Source organism: Nocardia inohanensis NBRC 100128, assembly GCF_001612945.1.
GTDB lineage: Bacteria > Actinomycetota > Actinomycetes > Mycobacteriales > Mycobacteriaceae > Nocardia > Nocardia inohanensis.
In genome coordinates this window covers 189,303-206,720 of sequence record NZ_BDBK01000001.1, presented here as the reverse complement: position 1 = coordinate 206,720, position 17,418 = coordinate 189,303, and the positions used below count along the sequence as shown (strand labels likewise).

The following is a 17,418-nucleotide window of genomic DNA, read 5'->3' as shown; positions in this document are numbered from 1 at the left end:
CCGGCCACCCTACTTGGCCGCGCCGCGAATCTGGGTGAGGAATTCCTGGTTGGTCTCGGTCTGCCGCAGACCGGTCAGCAGCAGTTCGAGCGAATGCTGCGGTTCACGTCCCGCGAGGGTTTTGCGCAGCGACCGGGTCGCGGCCTGCTCCTCGGCGGTGAGCAGCAGCTCGTCCTTCCGGGTGCTGGATTTGTCGATGTCGATCGCCGGGAAGATGCGCCGGTCCGCGCAGTGCCGGTCCAGCTTCAGCTCGGCATTACCCGTGCCCTTGTACTCCTCGAAGATCACCGTGTCCGCGAGCGAACCGGTCTCGACGAGGGCGGTGGCGATGATCGTGAGCGATCCGCCGCCTTCGATATTGCGGGCCGCACCGAGGAACTTCTTCGGCGGAGCCAGGGCTCCGGCGTCGACGCCGCCGGAGAGGATCCGGCCCGATCCGGCGGCCGCCAGGTTGTAAGCCCGCGCCAGCCGGGTCAGCGAATCCAGCAGCACCACCACGTCGCGGCCCGCCTCGACCAGCCGCTTGGCACGCTCGATGGCCAATTCCGCCACCGCGATATGCTCGTGCGCGGGCTGATCGAAGGTCGCCGCGGCGATCTCCGCCGGCACCGCCCGAGCCAGCTCGGTCACTTCCTCCGGCCGCTCCCCCACCAGCACCAGCATCAACTGGCATTCCGGGTGATTCTTCGCGATCCCGTGCGAAATAGCCTGCAATACAGAGGTTTTGCCCGCCTTGGGCGGCGCGACGATCAAAGCCCGCTGCCCTTTCCCGACCGGCATCACCAAATCCGTAGCGCGAGTGATCAACTCATGCGTCTCGGTCTCGAGCCGCAACCGCTCCTGCGGATAGATCGGCACCAGATCCTGAAACCGCGCCCGCTCCAGCGCTTTACCGGGCGCCATGCCATTGACGGCGTCAACCGTCACCAACGGAGCCATCTTGACCCCGTCCTTCCTGAATCCCATTGTCCCGGTGACGGTATCGCCCCGCCGCAACCCGAACTCCCGCACCAACCGGGTCGGTACATGGGCATCCCCGGGCCCGGCGAGGTACCCGTCGACCCGCAAAACAGCGTGGTTGTCCTTGATGTCGAGGATGCCGGTGACCGCAGTCCCCGACCCACCCTCGACCGGATCTGCCTGATTATGAATAGTCTTGTCCTGCATGATTTTTCCCCCTCGGGAAGAGTCCGGCCCGCAACACGAGCCGGGATGATGTACGCCCGGTATCCGCCCGGAGCCGTACCGAATGAAAGAGACCACGACACTGAACCGTGGTGATGAACTGGATTCTCGTGGGAGGGAGTCTTCACCTACATCCACAAGCTGGATACCGCTCCAACGGTAGCGCCAACTTCGACAACACGCAACCGTGCCGAGCTATTCCATCGGGTAGGGCGCGACTTCGGGCAAGGTGGAATAGACCCGATCGCGGATGGATTGGAGGACGGTATGACCAGTGCTGAGCTGTTGGTGGATGCCTTCGGGCGGGTACGGGAGAACGTGCACGGGGCGGTGGCGGGGTTGAGCCAGGAGGAGTTGGGGGCTCGGGTGGAGCCCGGGGCCAATTCGATCGCCTGGCTGATCTGGCATTTGACCCGGGTGCAGGATGACCATGTCGCGGAGGTGGCGGGGCTCGAACAGGTGTGGACCGCGGCGGGGTGGGCCGAGCGGTTCGAGCTGCCGTTCGATGATGCCGCCACCGGGTACGGGCACGGGTCGGCGGAAGTGGCCGATCTGGGTGGCGTTTCGGCGGAGCTGCTGCTCGGATACTTCGACGCGGTGCATGCGCAGACGATCGAGTACGTATCCGGGCTGACCGATGCCGACCTGCCCCGGATCGTGGATACGCGATGGGATCCGCCGGTGACGCTGGGGGTGCGGTTGATCAGCGTGGTGGATGACGATATCCAGCACTCGGGGCAGGCCGCGTTCGTGCGCGGGGTGCTGCTGCGGCGCAGGTGAACCGGCGCCCCTTTCGCGAATCAGCTAGACCGTCGATACTCGCTGCCGCGGCCAGCCGTAGACGACGCCGGTGAGCCGCTCGCTCAACCGCCATAGATTGGACGCCTGGAACCGGCTGTAGGCCAAGGGATTCCGCAGCGTGCGGCGCGGGTACCCGAAGGTTTCGAAGCCGGGCCCGAAGTAGGCGTTCCCCGGCAGGTCGGGCATGGTGGCGGCGTACAGCTGCGGCAGCGCGCCCATCCGGTCCGATTGCGACATGGAGTGGATCATGCGCTGCTGCACGGCGGCCAGCCGGGCAGCCGGCCCTTTCTCGCCGTCGGAGTTGTAGAGGTTGGTGTCGGAGAGCCCGGGGTGCGCCGCCACCGCGGTCAGCACGGTTCCGGCCGTCCGCGCCCGGCGATCGAGTTCGGCGGTGAACAACAGGTTCGCGAGCTTCGACTGGCTGTAGGCGAGCCACCGCTGGTAGACCACATTCCAATTGGGATCGAGCCAGTTGATCGCCCCACCCCAGGCGGCGATCGAGGAGACGGTCACCACCCGCGGCGCGCCGGAGCGCAGCAGGGCGGGCAGCAACAGACCGGTGAGTGCGTAGTGACCCAGATGGTTTGTCCCGAACTGCCCGTCGAATCCGTCCGCGGTCCGCGAATTCCGTGGCAACGCCATCACTCCGGCATTGTTCACGAGCAGGTCGATCCCTGTCCCCCGCACGTCGAGATGATCGGCCGCCCGGTGAATCGAGGTCAGATCGGCCAGATCCAGCGGCACCACTTCGGGTTTGGGCCCGGCGGCCGCCGCCCGCACCTGTTCCAGCGCGGCTGCGGCTTTGACTTCGTTGCGGCACGCCATCAGCACGTACGCGCCTTTGGCCGCCAATGCTTCGGCGGTCCGCAACCCCAATCCACTATTGGCTCCGGTCACCACCGCCGTCTTCCCGGACTGGTCGGGAATGTCGGCGGCGGTCCAGCGGCGCGGAATGATCGGGCTGGAATTCGGTGTCGGCTGGGACATCCGGGCACGCTCCTCGGGTTGCGATTGCCGTCTGAGACAATCTACGCGATCGTGTTAGGATGCGACAGTTCCGGCAGCCGTCGGCTGCCGTATCCGAGAGCGAACGAGGGGGCCGCGAGTGGCGAGCTACCGAAACGGTTACAGCACAGCGGTCGACACCCGGCCCGGCGCCTTCGAGCGCCTGCTGCGCCATCTGGGCGCACAACTCATGGCCTGGCTCGGACCGAAGGTCGAGCGGGCGGCGCGCTTGCTGTTCAAGGAGTTCGTGCGCGGCGCGATCGCGGTGGCGGCCCTGGTTTTCGCGGTGATCGCCGCCGCTTACGGCCTCGCTTACTTCTTCTCGTTCCTGGTGGATCTGCTGGATATGCGCCTGCCGCACTGGGCCGCGCTGCTGATCACCGCCGCCGGCATGCTGATTCCGGCCGGTATCGCCGCCCTGCTGGCCCTGTGGCAGCTCTACAAGATGCGGACCGTCCGCGCCACCGTCGCCGGCGCGGCCTACGCGGGCACGACGGCCCGCACTTACCTGCGCGGAACCCGCAGCGGCGCAGCCGGATTCTGAACGAGGAAGCCGAGCCATGCTCACCACAATCATCATCATCGCGGCCGTGCTGCTGGTCCTCGGCGCGATCGGTGCCGCGATCGGCGCCCTGATCGCGCGCAAATGGGCCGGGGAAGTGCTGGCCGGCAAGGGTTTCGAAGTTCGACCACTGACCGCCGCGAATGTGGACGAATTCCTCGAAAAGGACGCCACATTCACGGTGACCGTCGGCCGCGAATTCCCCTATCCGGCCCACCGGGTATGGGATGCCTTGCAGCTCGACGGCATGTTCTCCTGGATTCCGCTGGTCAATGGCGTTCGCTACCGCGACGGCGACCGCCGCGCGGGCGCCCTGCGCACCCTCGACGGTGTGCTGGCCGCCGCCGAGGAACGAGTCATTGCGCAGGACCGGAATTCCCGGCTCACCGTAACCGGCACCCACATTTCGATTCCCTTCCTGATTCGCTCCTTCGCCGAGGACTACCGGCTCACCGAGACCGCGGGCGGCACCCTGCTGACCTGGACCATTGCCGCCCGCCCCCGCGTCGGCACCTTCTTACCACTGCACTGGGCGGCTCCGTTCGCACGCCCATTCGCCCGCCTGGCTCTGAAGGGATTGGCGGCCCGCATCTGAGTGTCGTCCGATCCCGCCGGCACTTTCGGGCTAGCCTCGCAGGCGCTTCCCAATTTCTCACCAGTGCTTGCAAATTGGTCGAAAAGGATGAATAAGTGCATACGCTCGAAAGCTTCTCCACTCGCACCGGCGGATTCCGCAATGTGGTGGTGACGGCCGTGGAAATGACCACGTCCATCGCACCGGATACCGAAGGCACCTGGCAGGGACTGCTTTCCGGAGCCAGCGGCATCAAAACCCTGACCGACCCGGAGATCACGCGACTCGGACTACCGGTCACCATCGGCGGCAAACTGGTCGCCGATCCGACTCTCGAGGTGGATCGGGTCAAGAAGCGCCGCATGTGTTACGTGCAGCAAATGGCGTATGTCATGGGAAAACGCCTGTGGGAGACCGCGGGTGCGCCCGAGGTCGACAAGGATCGGCTGGGCGTGTGCATCGGCACCGGACTGGGCGGTGCGGACAGCATCGTCGACGCCAATGACGCCATGCGTGATCACGGCTATCGCAAGGTGTCGCCGTTCGCGGTGCCGATGAGCATGCCGAACGGCGTATCCGGCGTGGTCGGCTTGGATATCGGCGCCCGCGCGAGCCTGGTCACCCCGGTCTCGGCCTGCGCGTCCGGCAACGAGGCGCTCGTACACGCCTGGCGCTCCATCATTCTCGGCGACGCCGACATGGTGGTGGCCGGTGGCGTGGAGGGTTACATCAATCCCGTCGCGATCGCCGGATTCTCCATGGCCCGCGCGCTCAGCACCCGCGGTGACGAACCGGAGCGCGCCTCCCGCCCGTTCGACAAGGACCGCGACGGTTTCGTATTCGGTGAAGCCGCGGCACTGTTGCTGATCGAAGCCGAGGACCACGCCCTGGCGCGCGGCGCGAAACCCATCGCCAGGCTGCTCGGGGCGGGCCTGACCGCCGACGGATACCACATGGTCGCACCGGATCCCGAGGGTCTGGGCTGCGCGCGGGCCATGCGCCGGGCCATCCAGACCGCCGGGGTGAGCGCCTCGGAGGTCGATCACGTCAACGCGCACGCCACCGGCACCTCGATCGGGGATCTGGCCGAGGCCAAGGGCATCGCGGCCGCGGTGGGCAACCATCCCTCCGTCTACGCGCCCAAGGGCGCACTCGGGCATTCGGTGGGCGCGGTCGGCGCGCTGGAGGCCATCATCTCGGTGCTCTCCCTGCGGGATCAGGTGATTCCGCCGACGCTCAACCTCGAAAACCTCGACCCCGAGGTGGATCTCGACGTGGTGCACAACAAGCCGCGCCAGGGCGAGGTCGAGTTCGCGCTGAACAATTCGTTCGGTTTCGGCGGTCACAATGCCGCCGTACTGTTCGGCCGCTACTGAGCGATTTCCGTGGATCCCCCCAACTCGGGATCCACGGAAAGCCTCACCCTCCTTCGTACTTCTCCAGCTTCCGCGCCAGATAGTCGTCGATGCGGGTCAGCGCCCCCGGCCTGGTCACCTGCTCCCGGAATGCGGTCAGCCGGTGCGGCTTCAGCACGCGCGCCGCCAATCGCGCCCCGCCCGGCGACACCCGCGTGGCCAGATACCACGCGCGCGCCTCGATGGGCGTCGGCACGACGGCGGGATTGCGCCCCGCCACCCGGACGATGGTGCGCGCGATGCTGTCCGGGCCGTGCGCCACGAACCGCTCCGCCAGCGCGGTGACGCTCAGCGTGCGCGCGGCCGCCGCGGCGTCCTCCCCGTCCACCTCACCGTCCTCGTAGAGCCCGGTGGCCACCAGCGAGGGGCAGATGGCGGTCACCCCCACACCGGTCCCCGCGAACTCCAATCGCAGTCCCTCGGTGAGCATCTGGGCCGCGGCCTTGGTGGTGCAGTACGGCGTGCTCATCGGTATCGGCGTGAAGGCCGCCACGGAGGTGACATTGATGATCCGCCCGCCGCGCCCCGAATCCACCATCTGCCGCCCGAAATACGTCGACCCGTGCACCAGCCCCCACACGTTCACCCCCATCAGCTTCTCCCAATCCTCGGGCGTGTGCTCGAGAAACGGCCCGGCCGTGGTGTATCCGGCATTGTTGACCAGCACCCGGGGCGCGCCGAATTCGGCGTGCACATCCTCGGCGAAGCTCTCCATCGCCGCCGCGTCGGCCACATCCACCGCGAAAGGCGTTGCGTCGCCGCCGAATTCCTCGATCGTCTCGACGGTCTGTTGCGCCCGCAGCTTGTCGATGTCCGCGGCGATGACAATGGCCCGCTTGCGCGCGAAGCGTTGCGCCACCGCCCGCCCGATACCGCCGCCGGCGCCGGTGATGACGACGACGTCGTTCTCGAAGCCTGCCATGAGGTATCCCCTGATTCCGCGGCTGCGACGCTGTACTCTTATGGTTGACCCTTACTGTCCCAGACAGTGTACACTCTGTCTCTCCAGAGGGAGGAGCGGACCCGGGATGAAACCCTTCCATCCGGAGATCGCCGTGGTGACCGGCGCGGGCAGCGGTATCGGGCGCGGGCTGGCCAAGGCGCTGGCGGCCCGCGGCGCGGAGGTGATCGTCGCCGATATCAACTTCGCCACCGCGAAAGACACCGTGGCGCTGATCCGTTCGGCGGGCGGCTCGGCCCACCCGTACGCCGTGGACGTCGGCGACCTGCCGTCCATGGAGTCCTTCGCCGACTACGTGAAGACCGCGCACGGGGTTCCGGACATAGTGGTCAACAATGCCGGAATCGTGGTCGGCGGGCCCTTTTTCGACATCCGCGCGGGCGATCTGCGGCGCATCGTGGATGTGAACCTGATGGCGGTCGTGCACGGCTGCCGGCTGTTCGGTGCGCAGATGGTCGAGCGCGGCCGCGGCGGACAGCTGGTCAATGTCTCCTCCATCGCCGCCTTCTCCCCCATGCGCCTGGGCGTGCCCTACAACTTCACGGCCGCGGGGGTGAAGCATCTCAGCGAAACCCTGCGCCTCGAACTGGCTTCCGAGGGCATCGGCGTCACCGTGATCTGCCCCGGGTTGATCGCCACCAATCTGGCCGCCACCGCCACCCTGGCCTCGCTCAGCGGCGAACAGGTGGCCATCACCCGCAAGATCGTGGTCAAGGCCATGACGCTGTTCGGCATGCACCCGGACAAGGCGGCGCGCCGGATCCTCGACGCGGCGGCGCGCAATCGCGCATTGCTGCCCTTGCGATTCGAATCCTGGCTGGTCTACCACCTGACGCGAGCCTTCCCACGCACCAGCCGCACGGTCATGCGGTTGACCACCGGCCCGGAAGTAGAGAAAGTAGTGCGGTTCGTGATCGACCATCCGGCCGTCATCGGCATCGCACGGGAGGCGGCCGAACGCATGCCACAGCGACCGGGTCTGCAAACCTATTGGGAACCACCGGAATACGACGACCCGCCACCACCACCCATACCGTTGAGGAGATGAACCGATGGACGAGCAACGGCCCACCCCCGCCGAACCACCCACCGGCAAGAACCTGTTGATCCTCGCCATGATGGCGCTGGCCATCATCGGCACGCTGGTCGCGACGAGCATGATGGTGGGCGGCTAGGGGCGGGCGACGGCTCAGGCGGCCTCGCCTTCGACGCGGTAGCCGGGCAGCCAGCAGCGGGCCAGGTGCAGGATCTCGATATCGGCATCCAATTGCGCCGCCACCCCGACGATTCCGCCCAGGACGCGGCCCAGCATCACCAGATCGGGCAATTCCGGCGGGATACGAACCGCGAACGTGTTGTTCAGCGACATGTTCTTGGTGTCCATGGCGCGAACCATGTTCTCCTGCAAGAACCTCCGGCTCACGTGCAGGCGATCGCCGGCGAACTCCGCGACGACCGGGGCGACCAGGTTCTTGATCGGATCCAGGTCGAGTTCGTGGCCGGGCCGCACGAAGCCGTTGGCGCGCAGGCAGTTCAGCAGCAGGTCCCACTCCTCCTCGACGGCGTAGCGGGCCAGTTCTCCCACCACCGGCGGCAGCCCGTCCGGCAGTGCGATGCACGCGCCGAAGTCGATGATGCCCAGGCGGCCGTCGGCGAGCAGCTGATAGTTGCCGGGATGCGGATCGCAGTGCATCAAACCGACCAGTCTCGGTGAGCTGAGCGCGAATTCGGCCAGCAGGCTACCCGCCAGATCCCGCTGCGCCGCCGTACCCGCCGCGATGACGCGCGCGAGCGGCGTGGCATCCATCCATTCGGTCACCATCACCTTGGGCGCGCTCGCCACCACCTTCGGGACGAAGAAGCGGGGATCATCGGCGAACGCGGCGGCGAAGCGGCGCTGGTTGGCGGCCTCGATGCGATAGTCGAGCTCATCGGCGGTGCGCTCGACGAACTCCTCGATCAGCGCCTTCACATCCACGCCGGGCATGAAGACGCCGAAGGTGCCCGACAGCATTTGCAGCAGTTTGAGATCCGACATCAAGGCCACGTCCGCGCCCGGATACTGGATCTTCACCGCGACCACGCGGCCGTCCTTCCAGACCGCCCTGTGCACCTGGCCGATGCTGGCGGCGGCGACCGGCTGCTCCTCGAAACTGGCGAAACGGTCACGCCAGCGGGTGCCGAGCTGCTCGTCCAGCACCCGATACGCCTGCCGGGTCGGCATCGGCGGGGCCTGATTCTGCAAGCGCACCAGCGCATCCCGATAGCGGTCGGCGAACTTCGGCGGGACCGCGGCCTCGGCGACGCTCAGCGCCTGGCCGAGTTTCATCGCACCCCCCTTGAGCTCGCCCAGTACCCGGAAGACCTCCTCGGCGGCCTTGTCGATCAGCGCCTCGTCGACGGCGCCGCGCTCGGCCCCCGTGAGGATCGCCTTGCCGGTGGCGGTCATCCGCCGCGCCATGATCCCCATCGGCAATGCGGCCAGTTTCGCCGATCGCGCCAGGCCCGTACGCCTCTTCCCCGCCATGGTGTGCCTCGCTTCGTTCCGGGTGCCCGAGTGGGCACACCCTGAAACTAGATTGTCTCAGACAGTGCGTCAATCGCGCTGTGAGGCAATCGATCAGGCGGTGGCGATACCGCGGTCCCCGGACTCCTCGTCCTCGATTCCGACCAGTTCGCCGAAGCGCGCCACCACCTTCTCGTGGTAGAGCGCGAACAGATCCTCGAACAGCGACAGCTGCGCCGCCGACGGACCGCTCTCGGATTCCCACACCGCCAGCAGCGCCCGCCAGACCAGCACGTGCAGATCGGGCGAGGCCGCGAAGTACGCCCGCACCGCTTCCGGCACCTCGAACAGCATGTCCCCCACCGAGTTCAGCACCGCGCGCTGCATGGTGTGCCCGAGCGCGCCGAGCAGCGTTCGCACCACCTCGATCTCGATCTCCAGCATGCGCGCGAGCGCGGGTTCCGCGGCACGCGCCAGGGTTTCGAGCTCGTCCACCGCGGCGCGCAGCATGTCGAGCTCGACCGCAGGCTCGGTGTCGGTGAAGTCCAGCAGCGCCTCGAGCACGATGGCCCGCTCCGCGGCCACGATATTGCGGAACATGTCCGCCGCCAGCTGCGGCGAGGGCATGGAGAGCCGGAACATGCGGCGGTAGACGTCCAATCCCCCGGCATGCCGGACATCCCGCACGGTGAAGCCGCGGCCGCGATGCGCGTCCACGAACCCGTAGGACTCGAGGCGTCCCAGCACCAATTGGGCGGTGGCGCGGTTAATGTCGAATTCCTCGGCGACCTGCCGGACCGAAGGCATGAGATCGCCCGGCGCGTACTCACCGGTCACGACCCGGCGAGCGAGCTCGTCGGCGACGTCGGCCACGACCGTCTGGGCGCCCATCCCGTCACCTTTCGACAACTATCGGATACGTCCCAGACAGTTTAAGCTCTGGTATGCCAAACTGCACGTGGCGCACTGCACAATGAGGTGAGCAATGGCTAGACGGCGAGTCGGGGGTCGCACGGGGGACAGCGGGGGCACGCCGCCGGTGGGGCGGGCCGTCCGCAATGCCAAGCTCGCCGGCCTGCCGATCGCCTATGCCGGACGGCAGGCGGCCGGAGTGGGCAAGCGCGCGCTCGGCCGGTCCGCCGCCGAGGTCGATCTCGAGATCCAAATGCGCACGGCACAGCATATTTTCGAGGTGCTCGGGGAGTTGAAGGGCTGCGCCACCAAGCTCGGGCAGATCCTCTCGCTCTACGAACTCGCGCTGCCCAAGGACTTGGCGCAGCCGTACCGGACCGCATTGACCCAGTTGCAGGATTCCGCGCCGATCATGATGCCCGGCGCCGTGCACACGGCCATGGCGGCGTCGATGGGGCCCGACTGGCGGCGCTGCTTCCTGGAATTCGACGATCGGCGCGCCGCGGCCGCCAGCATCGGTCAGGTGCATCGCGCGACCTGGCACGACGGGCGGCAGGTGGCGGTGAAGGTGATGTATCCGGGCGGCCGGGCCGCGGTACTCGACGATCTCGCGCAGCTGCGCCGAATCTCGGTGCTGGCCAGCGTATTCGCTCCCGGCACCGATGTGCCCGCGGTGACCGAGGCGCTGTGCAAGTGCGTCGCGGAGGAGCTCGATTACGCGGCCGAGGCGCGGCACCAGCGGGTGTTCGCCGCCGCCTACGCCGGCGATCCGGAGTTCGTGGTGCCCGCGGTGATCCATCAGTGCGAGGACGTAATCGTCAGCGAATGGCTCACCGGCACACCGGTTTCCCGCATCATAGAGTCGGGGGCGCCGGAGGAGCGCAGCCGCGTCGGCATGCAGATCCTGCGCTTCATCGTCTCCACCTGGGAGCGCACCGAGCTGCTCTACTGCGATCCGCATCCGGGCAATTTCCGGATCCTGCCCGACGGACGTTTGGGCACAGTCGATTTCGGCGCGTGCGTGCCGTGGCCGGAGGCCGGGTTCGAGAACCTCATGGTCGATCTGATGGATGCCGCGCTCAACGGCGGCATTCCGGCCCTCGATGCCGCCGTCCGCGAGCACGGGATCGTGCAGCCGGGGCGCGCCTACGATGTCGAAGCCCTGGCCGAGGGCCTGGCCATCGCCTGTGAACCCTTGGCGCAGCCCACTTTCCGGCTCACCACCGAATGGCTGCGCGGACGGGTCCGGTATGTGCTGGCTCCGCGCCTGTCGAACGTGCACCGGCAGGTGGGGCTGCCCGCCTACATCACCCCGTTCTCGCGGGCCTTCCTCACCGGGCTGGCCGTGCTGTGCCAGCTGGAGACCGAAGGGCCGATCCGCGGCGAGGTCGCGCATTGGGCCCCCGAACTGGCGGCGGTCTTCGAACGCTTCGACGCCCGGCACGGGCAGCCCACCGATCTGGCCATCGCGCGGCAGGCCCGCACCGTCGCGCCGGGCCGCCGGTTCTCCGTGGTCAGCTGAGGTCGCGCCGGTCGAGCCCCGGTTTTCGGTCATAGAACGGTTCTATGCACCCATCGGCTCACAATGGCTACCGGGGGCACTGTGAGATCGCGATGCTGGATGCATGACCACATTGACCTTCCGCAACCACACCGAATCCTCGCGATCGGGTAGCGGGACGTCGGCGGCGTTGCGGCGCGCCGATTCACCCCGGGGTGAGTCGATCGGTTCGAACAGCCTCGCCAAGCTGGCCCCGAACTGGTTCGCCGTGGTCATGGGCACCGGGATCGTGGCCAATGCCGCGGCGACCCTGCCCCTTCAGTTCCCCGGCATGCGGGGTGCGGCCACCCTGGTGTGGGCCGTGGCCGCCGCCTTGCTGGCCGTGCTGGCCGTCGCCTGGGTGCTGCACTGGCGGCGCTACCCAGACCAAGCGCGCGCCCACGGCATGAATCCGATCATGATGCAGTTCTACGGCGCTCCCCCCATGGCCCTGATGACCATCGGCGCGGGCGCACTGCTGTTCGGCTCCGAGGTGATCGGGTTGCGGGCCGCGGTCGCGATCGACTGGGCGCTGTGGTCGGCCGGTACCGTGCTCGGCCTGCTCACCGCCGCCGCGATTCCCTACCGCATGTTCACCCGGCACAGCTTCGAGCAGGATGCCGCGTTCGGCGGCTGGCTCATGCCCGTCGTGCCCCCGATGGTTTCCGCCGCCCTCGGCGCGCTGCTGATCCCCCACCTGCCCGCCGGTCAGCCCCGGCTCACCATGCTGGTCGCCTGCCTGGCCATGTTCGGCCTGAGCCTGATCGCCGCGTTCGTGCTGATCACCATCCTGTGGTCGCGGCTGCTGCACCACGATCCGCTGCCCATGGGCATGGTCGCCACCGTATGGCTGGTGCTGGGCCCGCTCGGCCAGTCGGTGACCGCCGCCGGTGCGCTGGCCAATGTGGCTCCCGGCGCCGTGCCCGAGCGCTATGCCGCCGGCTTCGAGGTCTTCTCGGTGCTGTTCGGCATTCCCACCTGGGGTTTCGCCATGCTGTGGCTGGCCCTGGCCATTGCCGTGACCTGGCACTTCCGCCGCGAGATGCCCTTCAATATGACCTGGTGGGGCTTCACCTTCCCCCTGGGCACCTGCGTCACCGGCAGCAGCGCGCTGTTCGCCCGCACCGGGGCCGATCTGTTCGCCGTGGTCGCGGTGGCGCTGTACGGATTGCTGGTCGGGGCCTTCGTGATCGTGGCGGGCAAGACCGTTCACGGTGTGCTGCACGGCGATCTGCTGCGGGTGCGCGGATAACCGGAGACTTCCGCGAGACCCACACTGGGGCGTGCCGATGAGGGGGAGGCACGCCCCAGTTTCCCTGAGCTCGTCACCCGATGAGGCAGGTGACGCCCGCGCCGGGGTGGTCGACCGGCGCAAGATCTACTATCTACGTCCGTAGATAGTAGATAGCAATGCGAAACGGCGCAACCACGTTTCGCCCGGAAATGGCGGTAACCTACTAACCTGGGCAGTAACACGATGGTGTGCAGCAGCGCGGCGCACGGTGGATACAGGAGGGAAAGCCTATGTCACCCTGCCGTTTTCGATCAGCCGCCGCCACGAGCCTGTTCGCGATACTGGTGCTGGTGGTGACCGCCTGTTCGTCCTCCTCCGGCACCGGCGGGGAGCCGGGGAAGTCCACGCCCGCCGCACCCGTGATCAGCGTGAGCCCCGCGCCGGGCGCCGCCGACGTCGATCCGGCCGCACCCGTCCAGGTCAAGACCAGCAGCGGCATTCTCAGCACGGTCACCATGACCAACGAGGAGGGGCGGGTCATCGACGGCAGCCTCACACCGGACAAGAGCGCGTGGCAGCCGAATATCCCGCTCGGGTACGGCCACACCTACACCGTCACCGCCGAAGGCGTCGGGATGACCGGTACGACCGGGCCGGTGACCAGCAGTTTCAGCACGCTCACGCCGTTCAATCAGACCAAGGTGTATCTGAACACCACGGGCGGCGCGGCACTGGCAGAGGGCGGCACCTACGGGGTCGGGACCGTGGTGGCCGCGCATTTCGACGAGAACATTCCGGACCGGGCCGCGGCGGAGAAGCGACTGGTCGTCACCACCGAACCGAAGGTGGAGGGCGCCTGGTACTGGATGGACGATCGCAACGCGCACTGGCGGCCACGCGAGTACTACCGGCCCGGGACGCGAGTCACGGTGGCGGCCAATGTGTTCGGGCAGGCGGTCGGGCCGGGGCTGTACGGGCAGGAGGACAGCCGGGTCTCGTTCGTGATCGGGGATTCGCATGTGGCGATCGCCGATGACAACACCCATCAGGTCGACGTTTTCGAGAACGGGAACCTGGTGCGCACCATGCCGACTTCGATGGGGATGGGCGGCAGCACCACCGTCGGGGGCAAGACCATCACCTTCTGGACCCAGCCCGGGGTGTACACGGTGATGGACAAGGCCAATCCGGTGATCATGGACTCCTCCACCTATGGGCTGCCGGTCAATTCGCGGCTGGGGTACAAGGAGGCCATCGGGTGGGCCACGCGGATCAGCACCGACGGAATCTATTTGCACGCACTGGATTCCACCATCTGGGCGCAGGGCAGCACCGATGTGTCGCACGGGTGCCTGAACCTGAGTACCGAGAACGCGCGCTGGTTCTTCGATTTCGTGCTGCCCGGGGATGTGGTGGAGGTGCGCAATACCGGCGGCGCGCCCCTCGAGGTGTGGCAGAACGGCGACTGGAGTGTGCCGTGGGATCAGTGGACCGCGGGGAGCGCGCTGCGGTAGATCAGGCGACCGCCACCGGTGGGCGGGCGCGTTCGCGGGCGGCCAGTTGGGCGGTGCGCGCGAGATACCAGGCGGCGACGGCGAATTCGGCCGCGACGGTGCCCCAGACCAGGGTCCACACCGAATGCGTGCGCAGGGTCAGGGCCAGCGCCGTGGCGGCCACGGCGGTGCCGATGATCGCGCCGACCATGATGCCGGCGGTGTCCTGGCGCACCGGCAGGATCGCGGTGGTGACGAAAGACGTGGTGGCGGTGGCGAACAGGATGAACACCTCCACGCGCAGCAGCGGGACCACGCCGGCGAAATCGTCGTCGTAGATGAGGTGCACCGCGAACGGCGCGGCCACCCAGATGCCGGCGACCGCGACCGCCGCCACCGTGACACAGGCTGCGAGGGCGGTGATCTCGTGCCGCCAGAATTTGGCGTCGGCGCGTTCGTGCGCCATGCGCGGCAGCAGCGCCAGGCCGATCGGGTCGAGGAGCGATTGCACGGCGCGGACCAATTTGTCTCCGGCCGAATACAACCCGAGCGAGGCGGCGTCGAGTACCGAGGAGTAGACGGTGGCGGTGCCCTGGCCGTAACTGGTCACCAGCAGCCGGGAGGCGAGAATCGGCGCGCCCTTGCGCAGGATGAGCCGCACACGCGTCGGGCGGCCCGGATTGCCGAAGTGGCGCAAGGCATCCCACCAGGTCAGGGTTACCGTCACCGCCGAGGAGGTGAGCAGGCACAGCAGCACGGTGGTCGGGCTCGGGAACTTCGAGAGCAGCGCGACCAGCAGCCCGAGATAGGTCACCCGCCCGGCGATCTGATACGACATGGACGCGGCGAACCGGCCCTGGCCGATCAGCAGCCAATCCTCCGACATGGACAGGAACCCGCCGACGAACAGGCCCAGCAGCATCATCCAGAGATGGGTGCCCAACCGGAACGACCACCCGGCCCCGAGCACCACCGCGAGCACGCCGAGCCCACAGGCGCGGACCGCGCAGTAGCTGCCGCGCAACTCATCCAAGCCGTCTTCCTCGAGCAGCGCCGCCATGAACGCATTGATCCCCAGATCGACCAGCAGCGACCCGATGAAATACGCCGACATCCCGATGGCCAGCAACCCCACCCCGCCGACCCCCAGCACCCGCGCCGTCAACGGCACCGTCACCGCGGTCACCAGATACTGCCCGTACTTCCCCAGGCTCACATACCCGATATCGCGCAGCACCCCGAGGATTCCGCCCGCCCGCACCCGTTCCAGCATCGCACGACCCATCGTCGATCCGGCCTGACCTGCACCGCTACCGGCGCCCCGATGCCGACGCCGAAATTGTCACCCTGCCACCGGTTTTCCGCCACCGGAATGCACCCGTTGGCCGGAAGTCGCAAGCGGTCGGGCGGCGGGCGGATCCCGGCCGGTACCTCATTGAGTGGGACACGGTCCCGAATACCGTGGGCAAGAACCGACCGTGTTCCACAATGTGACGGTCGCCCACCGAAAGGTTGCACCGCCGATGAAGAGCACCCGCATCGTGCTGGCCTCCCGTCCGACCGGTATGCCCGAGCAGGAGAACTTCCGCACCGAAACGGTCGAATTGCCCGCACCGAAACCCGGTGAGGTCCTGCTCCAGACCCTCTACCTCTCCCTCGATCCGTACATGCGCGGCCGCATGAGCGATGCCCCCTCCTACGCGCCGCCGGTCGAAGTGAACGACACCATGTGCGGGGCAACGGTCTCCCGGGTGGTCGAATCGACCGACCCCGCCTTGAAACCCGGCGACTACGTGCTGGGTTACGGCGGCTGGCAAACCCATTCGGTCGAGCACACCAGCTACCTGCGCACACTGGATCCCGGCGTCGCTCCGCTCACCACCGCCCTCGGCGTTCTCGGCATGCCCGGCTTCACCGCGTACTCGGGTCTGCTCACCATCGGCCGCCCCCAGCCCGGCGAGACGGTAGTGGTCGCCGCGGCCACCGGACCGGTCGGCGCGACAGTCGGCCAGATCGCCAAAATCAAGGGCGCCCGCGCGGTAGGCATCGCCGGCGGCCCCGAAAAAGTGGCCCTGCTCCGCGACCGCTTCGGCTTCGACGTAGCCCTCGATCACCGCGCCCCCGACTTCCCCGACCAACTGGCCGCCGCCACTCCCGACGGCATCGACGTCTATTTCGAGAACGTCGGCGGCCCGGTCTTCGACGCCGTCCTCCCCCGCCTCAACAAATTCGCCCGAATCCCGGTGTGCGGCTTGGTAGCCCAATACAACGACACCGAGCTCCCACCCGGCCCCGACCGCATGCCCCTGCTCATGTCCCTCATCCTCCGCAAGAGCCTCCAGCTGCGCGGCTTCATCCAAACCGAATTCCTCGACCAATCCGACGAATTCCAGGCCGCCGTCGGCACCTGGATCGCCGAAGGCCGCATCACCTACCTGGAAGACGTAGTCGACGGCCTCGACAACACCGTGGAGGCCTTCCGCGGCCTCCTCACCGGCAAGAACCTCGGAAAGCTGGTCATCAAGATCGCCGACTGAGCCCCGTCAGTGCTTCATGACCGCGATGTAGGGGCGCAGGCCGAGGGTGATGTCCACGCAGACGCCGAGTAGGACGTCGCGTTCTATCCGGTCGAGGGGGCGGCGGGCCATCAGGCGGGTGCCGAGGAGGGGGACGGGCAGGGGTTGTCCGGCTCGGTCCCACCAGATGTAGGTGTCGGTGAGTTCGCCGGCGATGCGGGCCGGGGTCCAGCCGCCGGGGGTGCGGATGACGTCGAGCCGGCCGGCTTCCTCGCCCATCCGGTCCAGGATGCGCAGGCGGTACAGGTCCGGGGTGTGCGCGCCGTCGGGCATGGGCACGAAGTGGAAGAGGGTGCCCGCGGTGGCGCCGACCGCGGTGGAGGTGTCGGCGCGCTGGATGGTGGCGATCGGCGAGCCGTCGGGGCGGGTCAGTACGGTGGGGGCGCTGTCTTTGGAGTGGATCCAGAGGGCGGAACCGTCGGCGTAGGTGAGGCGGTGGCGGCCGGTGCCGCCGTTCTTGAAGCCGAAGAGGGTGCCGAGTTTGGCGGTGAAGCCGTCGCCGGCGCCTTGGACGGCGGTGGCGAGGGGGTCGCCGGGGGCGCTGCGGAAGGTTATTCGCAGGGCGTTCGTGAGCGAGTGGACTACTCGGCCCTCGATCATGGTGGAGCCGTCCCGTGGGTCCGACATGCGGTAGATGGTAGGCCCGACGGGACG

At 67.8% G+C, this 17,418-nt stretch carries 17 protein-coding genes; 10 read left to right on the top strand and 7 right to left on the bottom strand.

Annotation, left to right across the window (positions count from 1 at the left end; all coding sequences use genetic code 11):
• Nucleotides 1–9: 9 nt before the first annotated feature.
• Nucleotides 10–1,167, bottom strand: coding sequence for a transcription termination factor Rho, short form (locus tag NI1_RS00950; RefSeq protein ID WP_067813134.1), 1,158 nt, complete (start codon nt 1,165–1,167; stop codon nt 10–12).
• Nucleotides 1,168–1,452: 285 nt separating this feature from the next.
• Between NI1_RS00950 and NI1_RS00945 the strand changes: the two genes are divergently transcribed.
• Nucleotides 1,453–1,965 (top strand): mycothiol transferase, encoded by a 513-nt coding sequence (locus tag NI1_RS00945; protein ID WP_067813131.1) that lies wholly within the window; start codon nt 1,453–1,455, stop codon nt 1,963–1,965.
• Nucleotides 1,966–1,989: 24 nt separating this feature from the next.
• Here the strand turns inward: NI1_RS00945 and NI1_RS00940 are convergent, their stop codons facing one another.
• The gene (locus NI1_RS00940; protein ID WP_067813129.1) at nt 1,990–2,973 is read right to left on the bottom strand and encodes an oxidoreductase; all 984 of its coding nucleotides are present in this window, start codon (nt 2,971–2,973) and stop codon (nt 1,990–1,992) included.
• A gap of 118 nt (nt 2,974–3,091) precedes the next feature.
• Between NI1_RS00940 and NI1_RS00935 the strand changes: the two genes are divergently transcribed.
• The 3 genes from NI1_RS00935 to NI1_RS00925 all read left to right on the top strand — a co-directional run bounded on the left by NI1_RS00935 (nt 3,092) and on the right by NI1_RS00925 (nt 5,503).
• On the top strand, nt 3,092–3,535 hold the full coding sequence (locus NI1_RS00935) for a phage holin family protein (RefSeq protein ID WP_067813128.1): 444 nt from the start codon (nt 3,092–3,094) through the stop codon (nt 3,533–3,535).
• A 16-nt stretch (nt 3,536–3,551) separates the two neighbouring features.
• Nucleotides 3,552–4,148: an SRPBCC family protein gene (locus NI1_RS00930; protein WP_067813126.1), complete on the top strand. Its 597-nt coding sequence runs from the start codon at nt 3,552–3,554 to the stop codon at nt 4,146–4,148.
• 95 nt (nt 4,149–4,243) lie between these two features.
• Nucleotides 4,244–5,503 carry a KasA/KasB family beta-ketoacyl-ACP synthase gene (locus NI1_RS00925; RefSeq protein WP_067813125.1) on the top strand — a complete coding sequence of 420 codons (1,260 nt, stop codon included), beginning with the start codon at nt 4,244–4,246 and terminating at the stop codon, nt 5,501–5,503.
• 43 nt (nt 5,504–5,546) lie between these two features.
• On the opposite strand, the gene NI1_RS00920 is transcribed toward NI1_RS00925, so the two are convergent.
• The gene (locus NI1_RS00920) at nt 5,547–6,464 is read right to left on the bottom strand and encodes an SDR family NAD(P)-dependent oxidoreductase (RefSeq protein ID WP_067813123.1); all 918 of its coding nucleotides are present in this window, start codon (nt 6,462–6,464) and stop codon (nt 5,547–5,549) included.
• A gap of 106 nt (nt 6,465–6,570) precedes the next feature.
• Here NI1_RS00920 and NI1_RS00915 point away from each other — a divergent pair, with 106 nt between their 5' ends.
• Both NI1_RS00915 and NI1_RS39755 read left to right on the top strand, forming a co-directional pair.
• Nucleotides 6,571–7,551: an SDR family NAD(P)-dependent oxidoreductase gene (locus tag NI1_RS00915; protein ID WP_067813122.1), complete on the top strand. Its 981-nt coding sequence runs from the start codon at nt 6,571–6,573 to the stop codon at nt 7,549–7,551.
• 4 nt (nt 7,552–7,555) lie between these two features.
• Nucleotides 7,556–7,678: a hypothetical protein gene (locus NI1_RS39755; RefSeq protein WP_281179476.1), complete on the top strand. Its 123-nt coding sequence runs from the start codon at nt 7,556–7,558 to the stop codon at nt 7,676–7,678.
• A gap of 14 nt (nt 7,679–7,692) precedes the next feature.
• Here the strand turns inward: NI1_RS39755 and NI1_RS00910 are convergent, their stop codons facing one another.
• Complete coding sequence (locus NI1_RS00910) at nt 7,693–9,030, bottom strand: ABC1 kinase family protein (protein WP_067813120.1); 1,338 nt, start codon at nt 9,028–9,030, stop codon at nt 7,693–7,695.
• A 93-nt stretch (nt 9,031–9,123) separates the two neighbouring features.
• A complete protein-coding gene (locus NI1_RS00905) occupies nt 9,124–9,900 on the bottom strand; it encodes a GntR family transcriptional regulator (RefSeq protein WP_067813118.1) in 777 nt (258 codons plus the stop codon).
• 94 nt (nt 9,901–9,994) lie between these two features.
• Between NI1_RS00905 and NI1_RS00900 the strand changes: the two genes are divergently transcribed.
• The 3 genes from NI1_RS00900 (at nt 9,995) to NI1_RS00890 (ending at nt 14,209) form a co-directional block, all read left to right on the top strand.
• Nucleotides 9,995–11,443 carry an ABC1 kinase family protein gene (locus NI1_RS00900; RefSeq protein WP_245663013.1) on the top strand — a complete coding sequence of 483 codons (1,449 nt, stop codon included), beginning with the start codon at nt 9,995–9,997 and terminating at the stop codon, nt 11,441–11,443.
• Between the two features lie 103 nt (nt 11,444–11,546).
• Complete coding sequence (locus NI1_RS00895; protein ID WP_084522436.1) at nt 11,547–12,713, top strand: TDT family transporter; 1,167 nt, start codon at nt 11,547–11,549, stop codon at nt 12,711–12,713.
• 272 nt (nt 12,714–12,985) lie between these two features.
• Entirely contained in the window at nt 12,986–14,209 is a 1,224-nt protein-coding gene (locus NI1_RS00890; protein ID WP_067813117.1) for a L,D-transpeptidase, read from the top strand.
• A gap of 1 nt (nt 14,210) precedes the next feature.
• On the opposite strand, the gene NI1_RS00885 is transcribed toward NI1_RS00890, so the two are convergent.
• Complete coding sequence (locus NI1_RS00885; protein ID WP_174564442.1) at nt 14,211–15,473, bottom strand: lipopolysaccharide biosynthesis protein; 1,263 nt, start codon at nt 15,471–15,473, stop codon at nt 14,211–14,213.
• Between the two features lie 238 nt (nt 15,474–15,711).
• On the opposite strand from NI1_RS00885, the gene curA reads away from it, so the two are divergent.
• A complete protein-coding gene (curA, locus tag NI1_RS00880; RefSeq protein WP_067815009.1) occupies nt 15,712–16,725 on the top strand; it encodes an NADPH-dependent curcumin/dihydrocurcumin reductase in 1,014 nt (337 codons plus the stop codon).
• A 6-nt stretch (nt 16,726–16,731) separates the two neighbouring features.
• Here the strand turns inward: curA and NI1_RS00875 are convergent, their stop codons facing one another.
• Nucleotides 16,732–17,391: a hypothetical protein gene (locus tag NI1_RS00875; RefSeq protein ID WP_067813115.1), complete on the bottom strand. Its 660-nt coding sequence runs from the start codon at nt 17,389–17,391 to the stop codon at nt 16,732–16,734.
• Nucleotides 17,392–17,418: the final 27 nt, after the last annotated feature.

Coding starts and splice junctions, on each gene's coding strand:
- NI1_RS39755 (WP_281179476.1), top strand. CDS start 7,556: ATGGACGAGCAACGGCCCACCCCCGCCGAACCACCCACCGGCAAGAAC.
- NI1_RS00930 (WP_067813126.1), top strand. CDS start 3,552: ATGCTCACCACAATCATCATCATCGCGGCCGTGCTGCTGGTCCTCGGC.
- NI1_RS00885 (WP_174564442.1), bottom strand. CDS start 15,473: ATGGGTCGTGCGATGCTGGAACGGGTGCGGGCGGGCGGAATCCTCGGG.
- NI1_RS00915 (WP_067813122.1), top strand. CDS start 6,571: ATGAAACCCTTCCATCCGGAGATCGCCGTGGTGACCGGCGCGGGCAGC.
- NI1_RS00895 (WP_084522436.1), top strand. CDS start 11,547: ATGACCACATTGACCTTCCGCAACCACACCGAATCCTCGCGATCGGGT.
- NI1_RS00900 (WP_245663013.1), top strand. CDS start 9,995: ATGGCTAGACGGCGAGTCGGGGGTCGCACGGGGGACAGCGGGGGCACG.
- NI1_RS00905 (WP_067813118.1), bottom strand. CDS start 9,900: ATGGGCGCCCAGACGGTCGTGGCCGACGTCGCCGACGAGCTCGCTCGC.
- NI1_RS00950 (WP_067813134.1), bottom strand. CDS start 1,167: ATGCAGGACAAGACTATTCATAATCAGGCAGATCCGGTCGAGGGTGGG.
- NI1_RS00890 (WP_067813117.1), top strand. CDS start 12,986: ATGTCACCCTGCCGTTTTCGATCAGCCGCCGCCACGAGCCTGTTCGCG.
- NI1_RS00910 (WP_067813120.1), bottom strand. CDS start 9,030: ATGGCGGGGAAGAGGCGTACGGGCCTGGCGCGATCGGCGAAACTGGCC.
- NI1_RS00920 (WP_067813123.1), bottom strand. CDS start 6,464: ATGGCAGGCTTCGAGAACGACGTCGTCGTCATCACCGGCGCCGGCGGC.
- NI1_RS00945 (WP_067813131.1), top strand. CDS start 1,453: ATGACCAGTGCTGAGCTGTTGGTGGATGCCTTCGGGCGGGTACGGGAG.
- curA (WP_067815009.1), top strand. CDS start 15,712: ATGAAGAGCACCCGCATCGTGCTGGCCTCCCGTCCGACCGGTATGCCC.
- NI1_RS00875 (WP_067813115.1), bottom strand. CDS start 17,391: ATGTCGGACCCACGGGACGGCTCCACCATGATCGAGGGCCGAGTAGTC.
- NI1_RS00940 (WP_067813129.1), bottom strand. CDS start 2,973: ATGTCCCAGCCGACACCGAATTCCAGCCCGATCATTCCGCGCCGCTGG.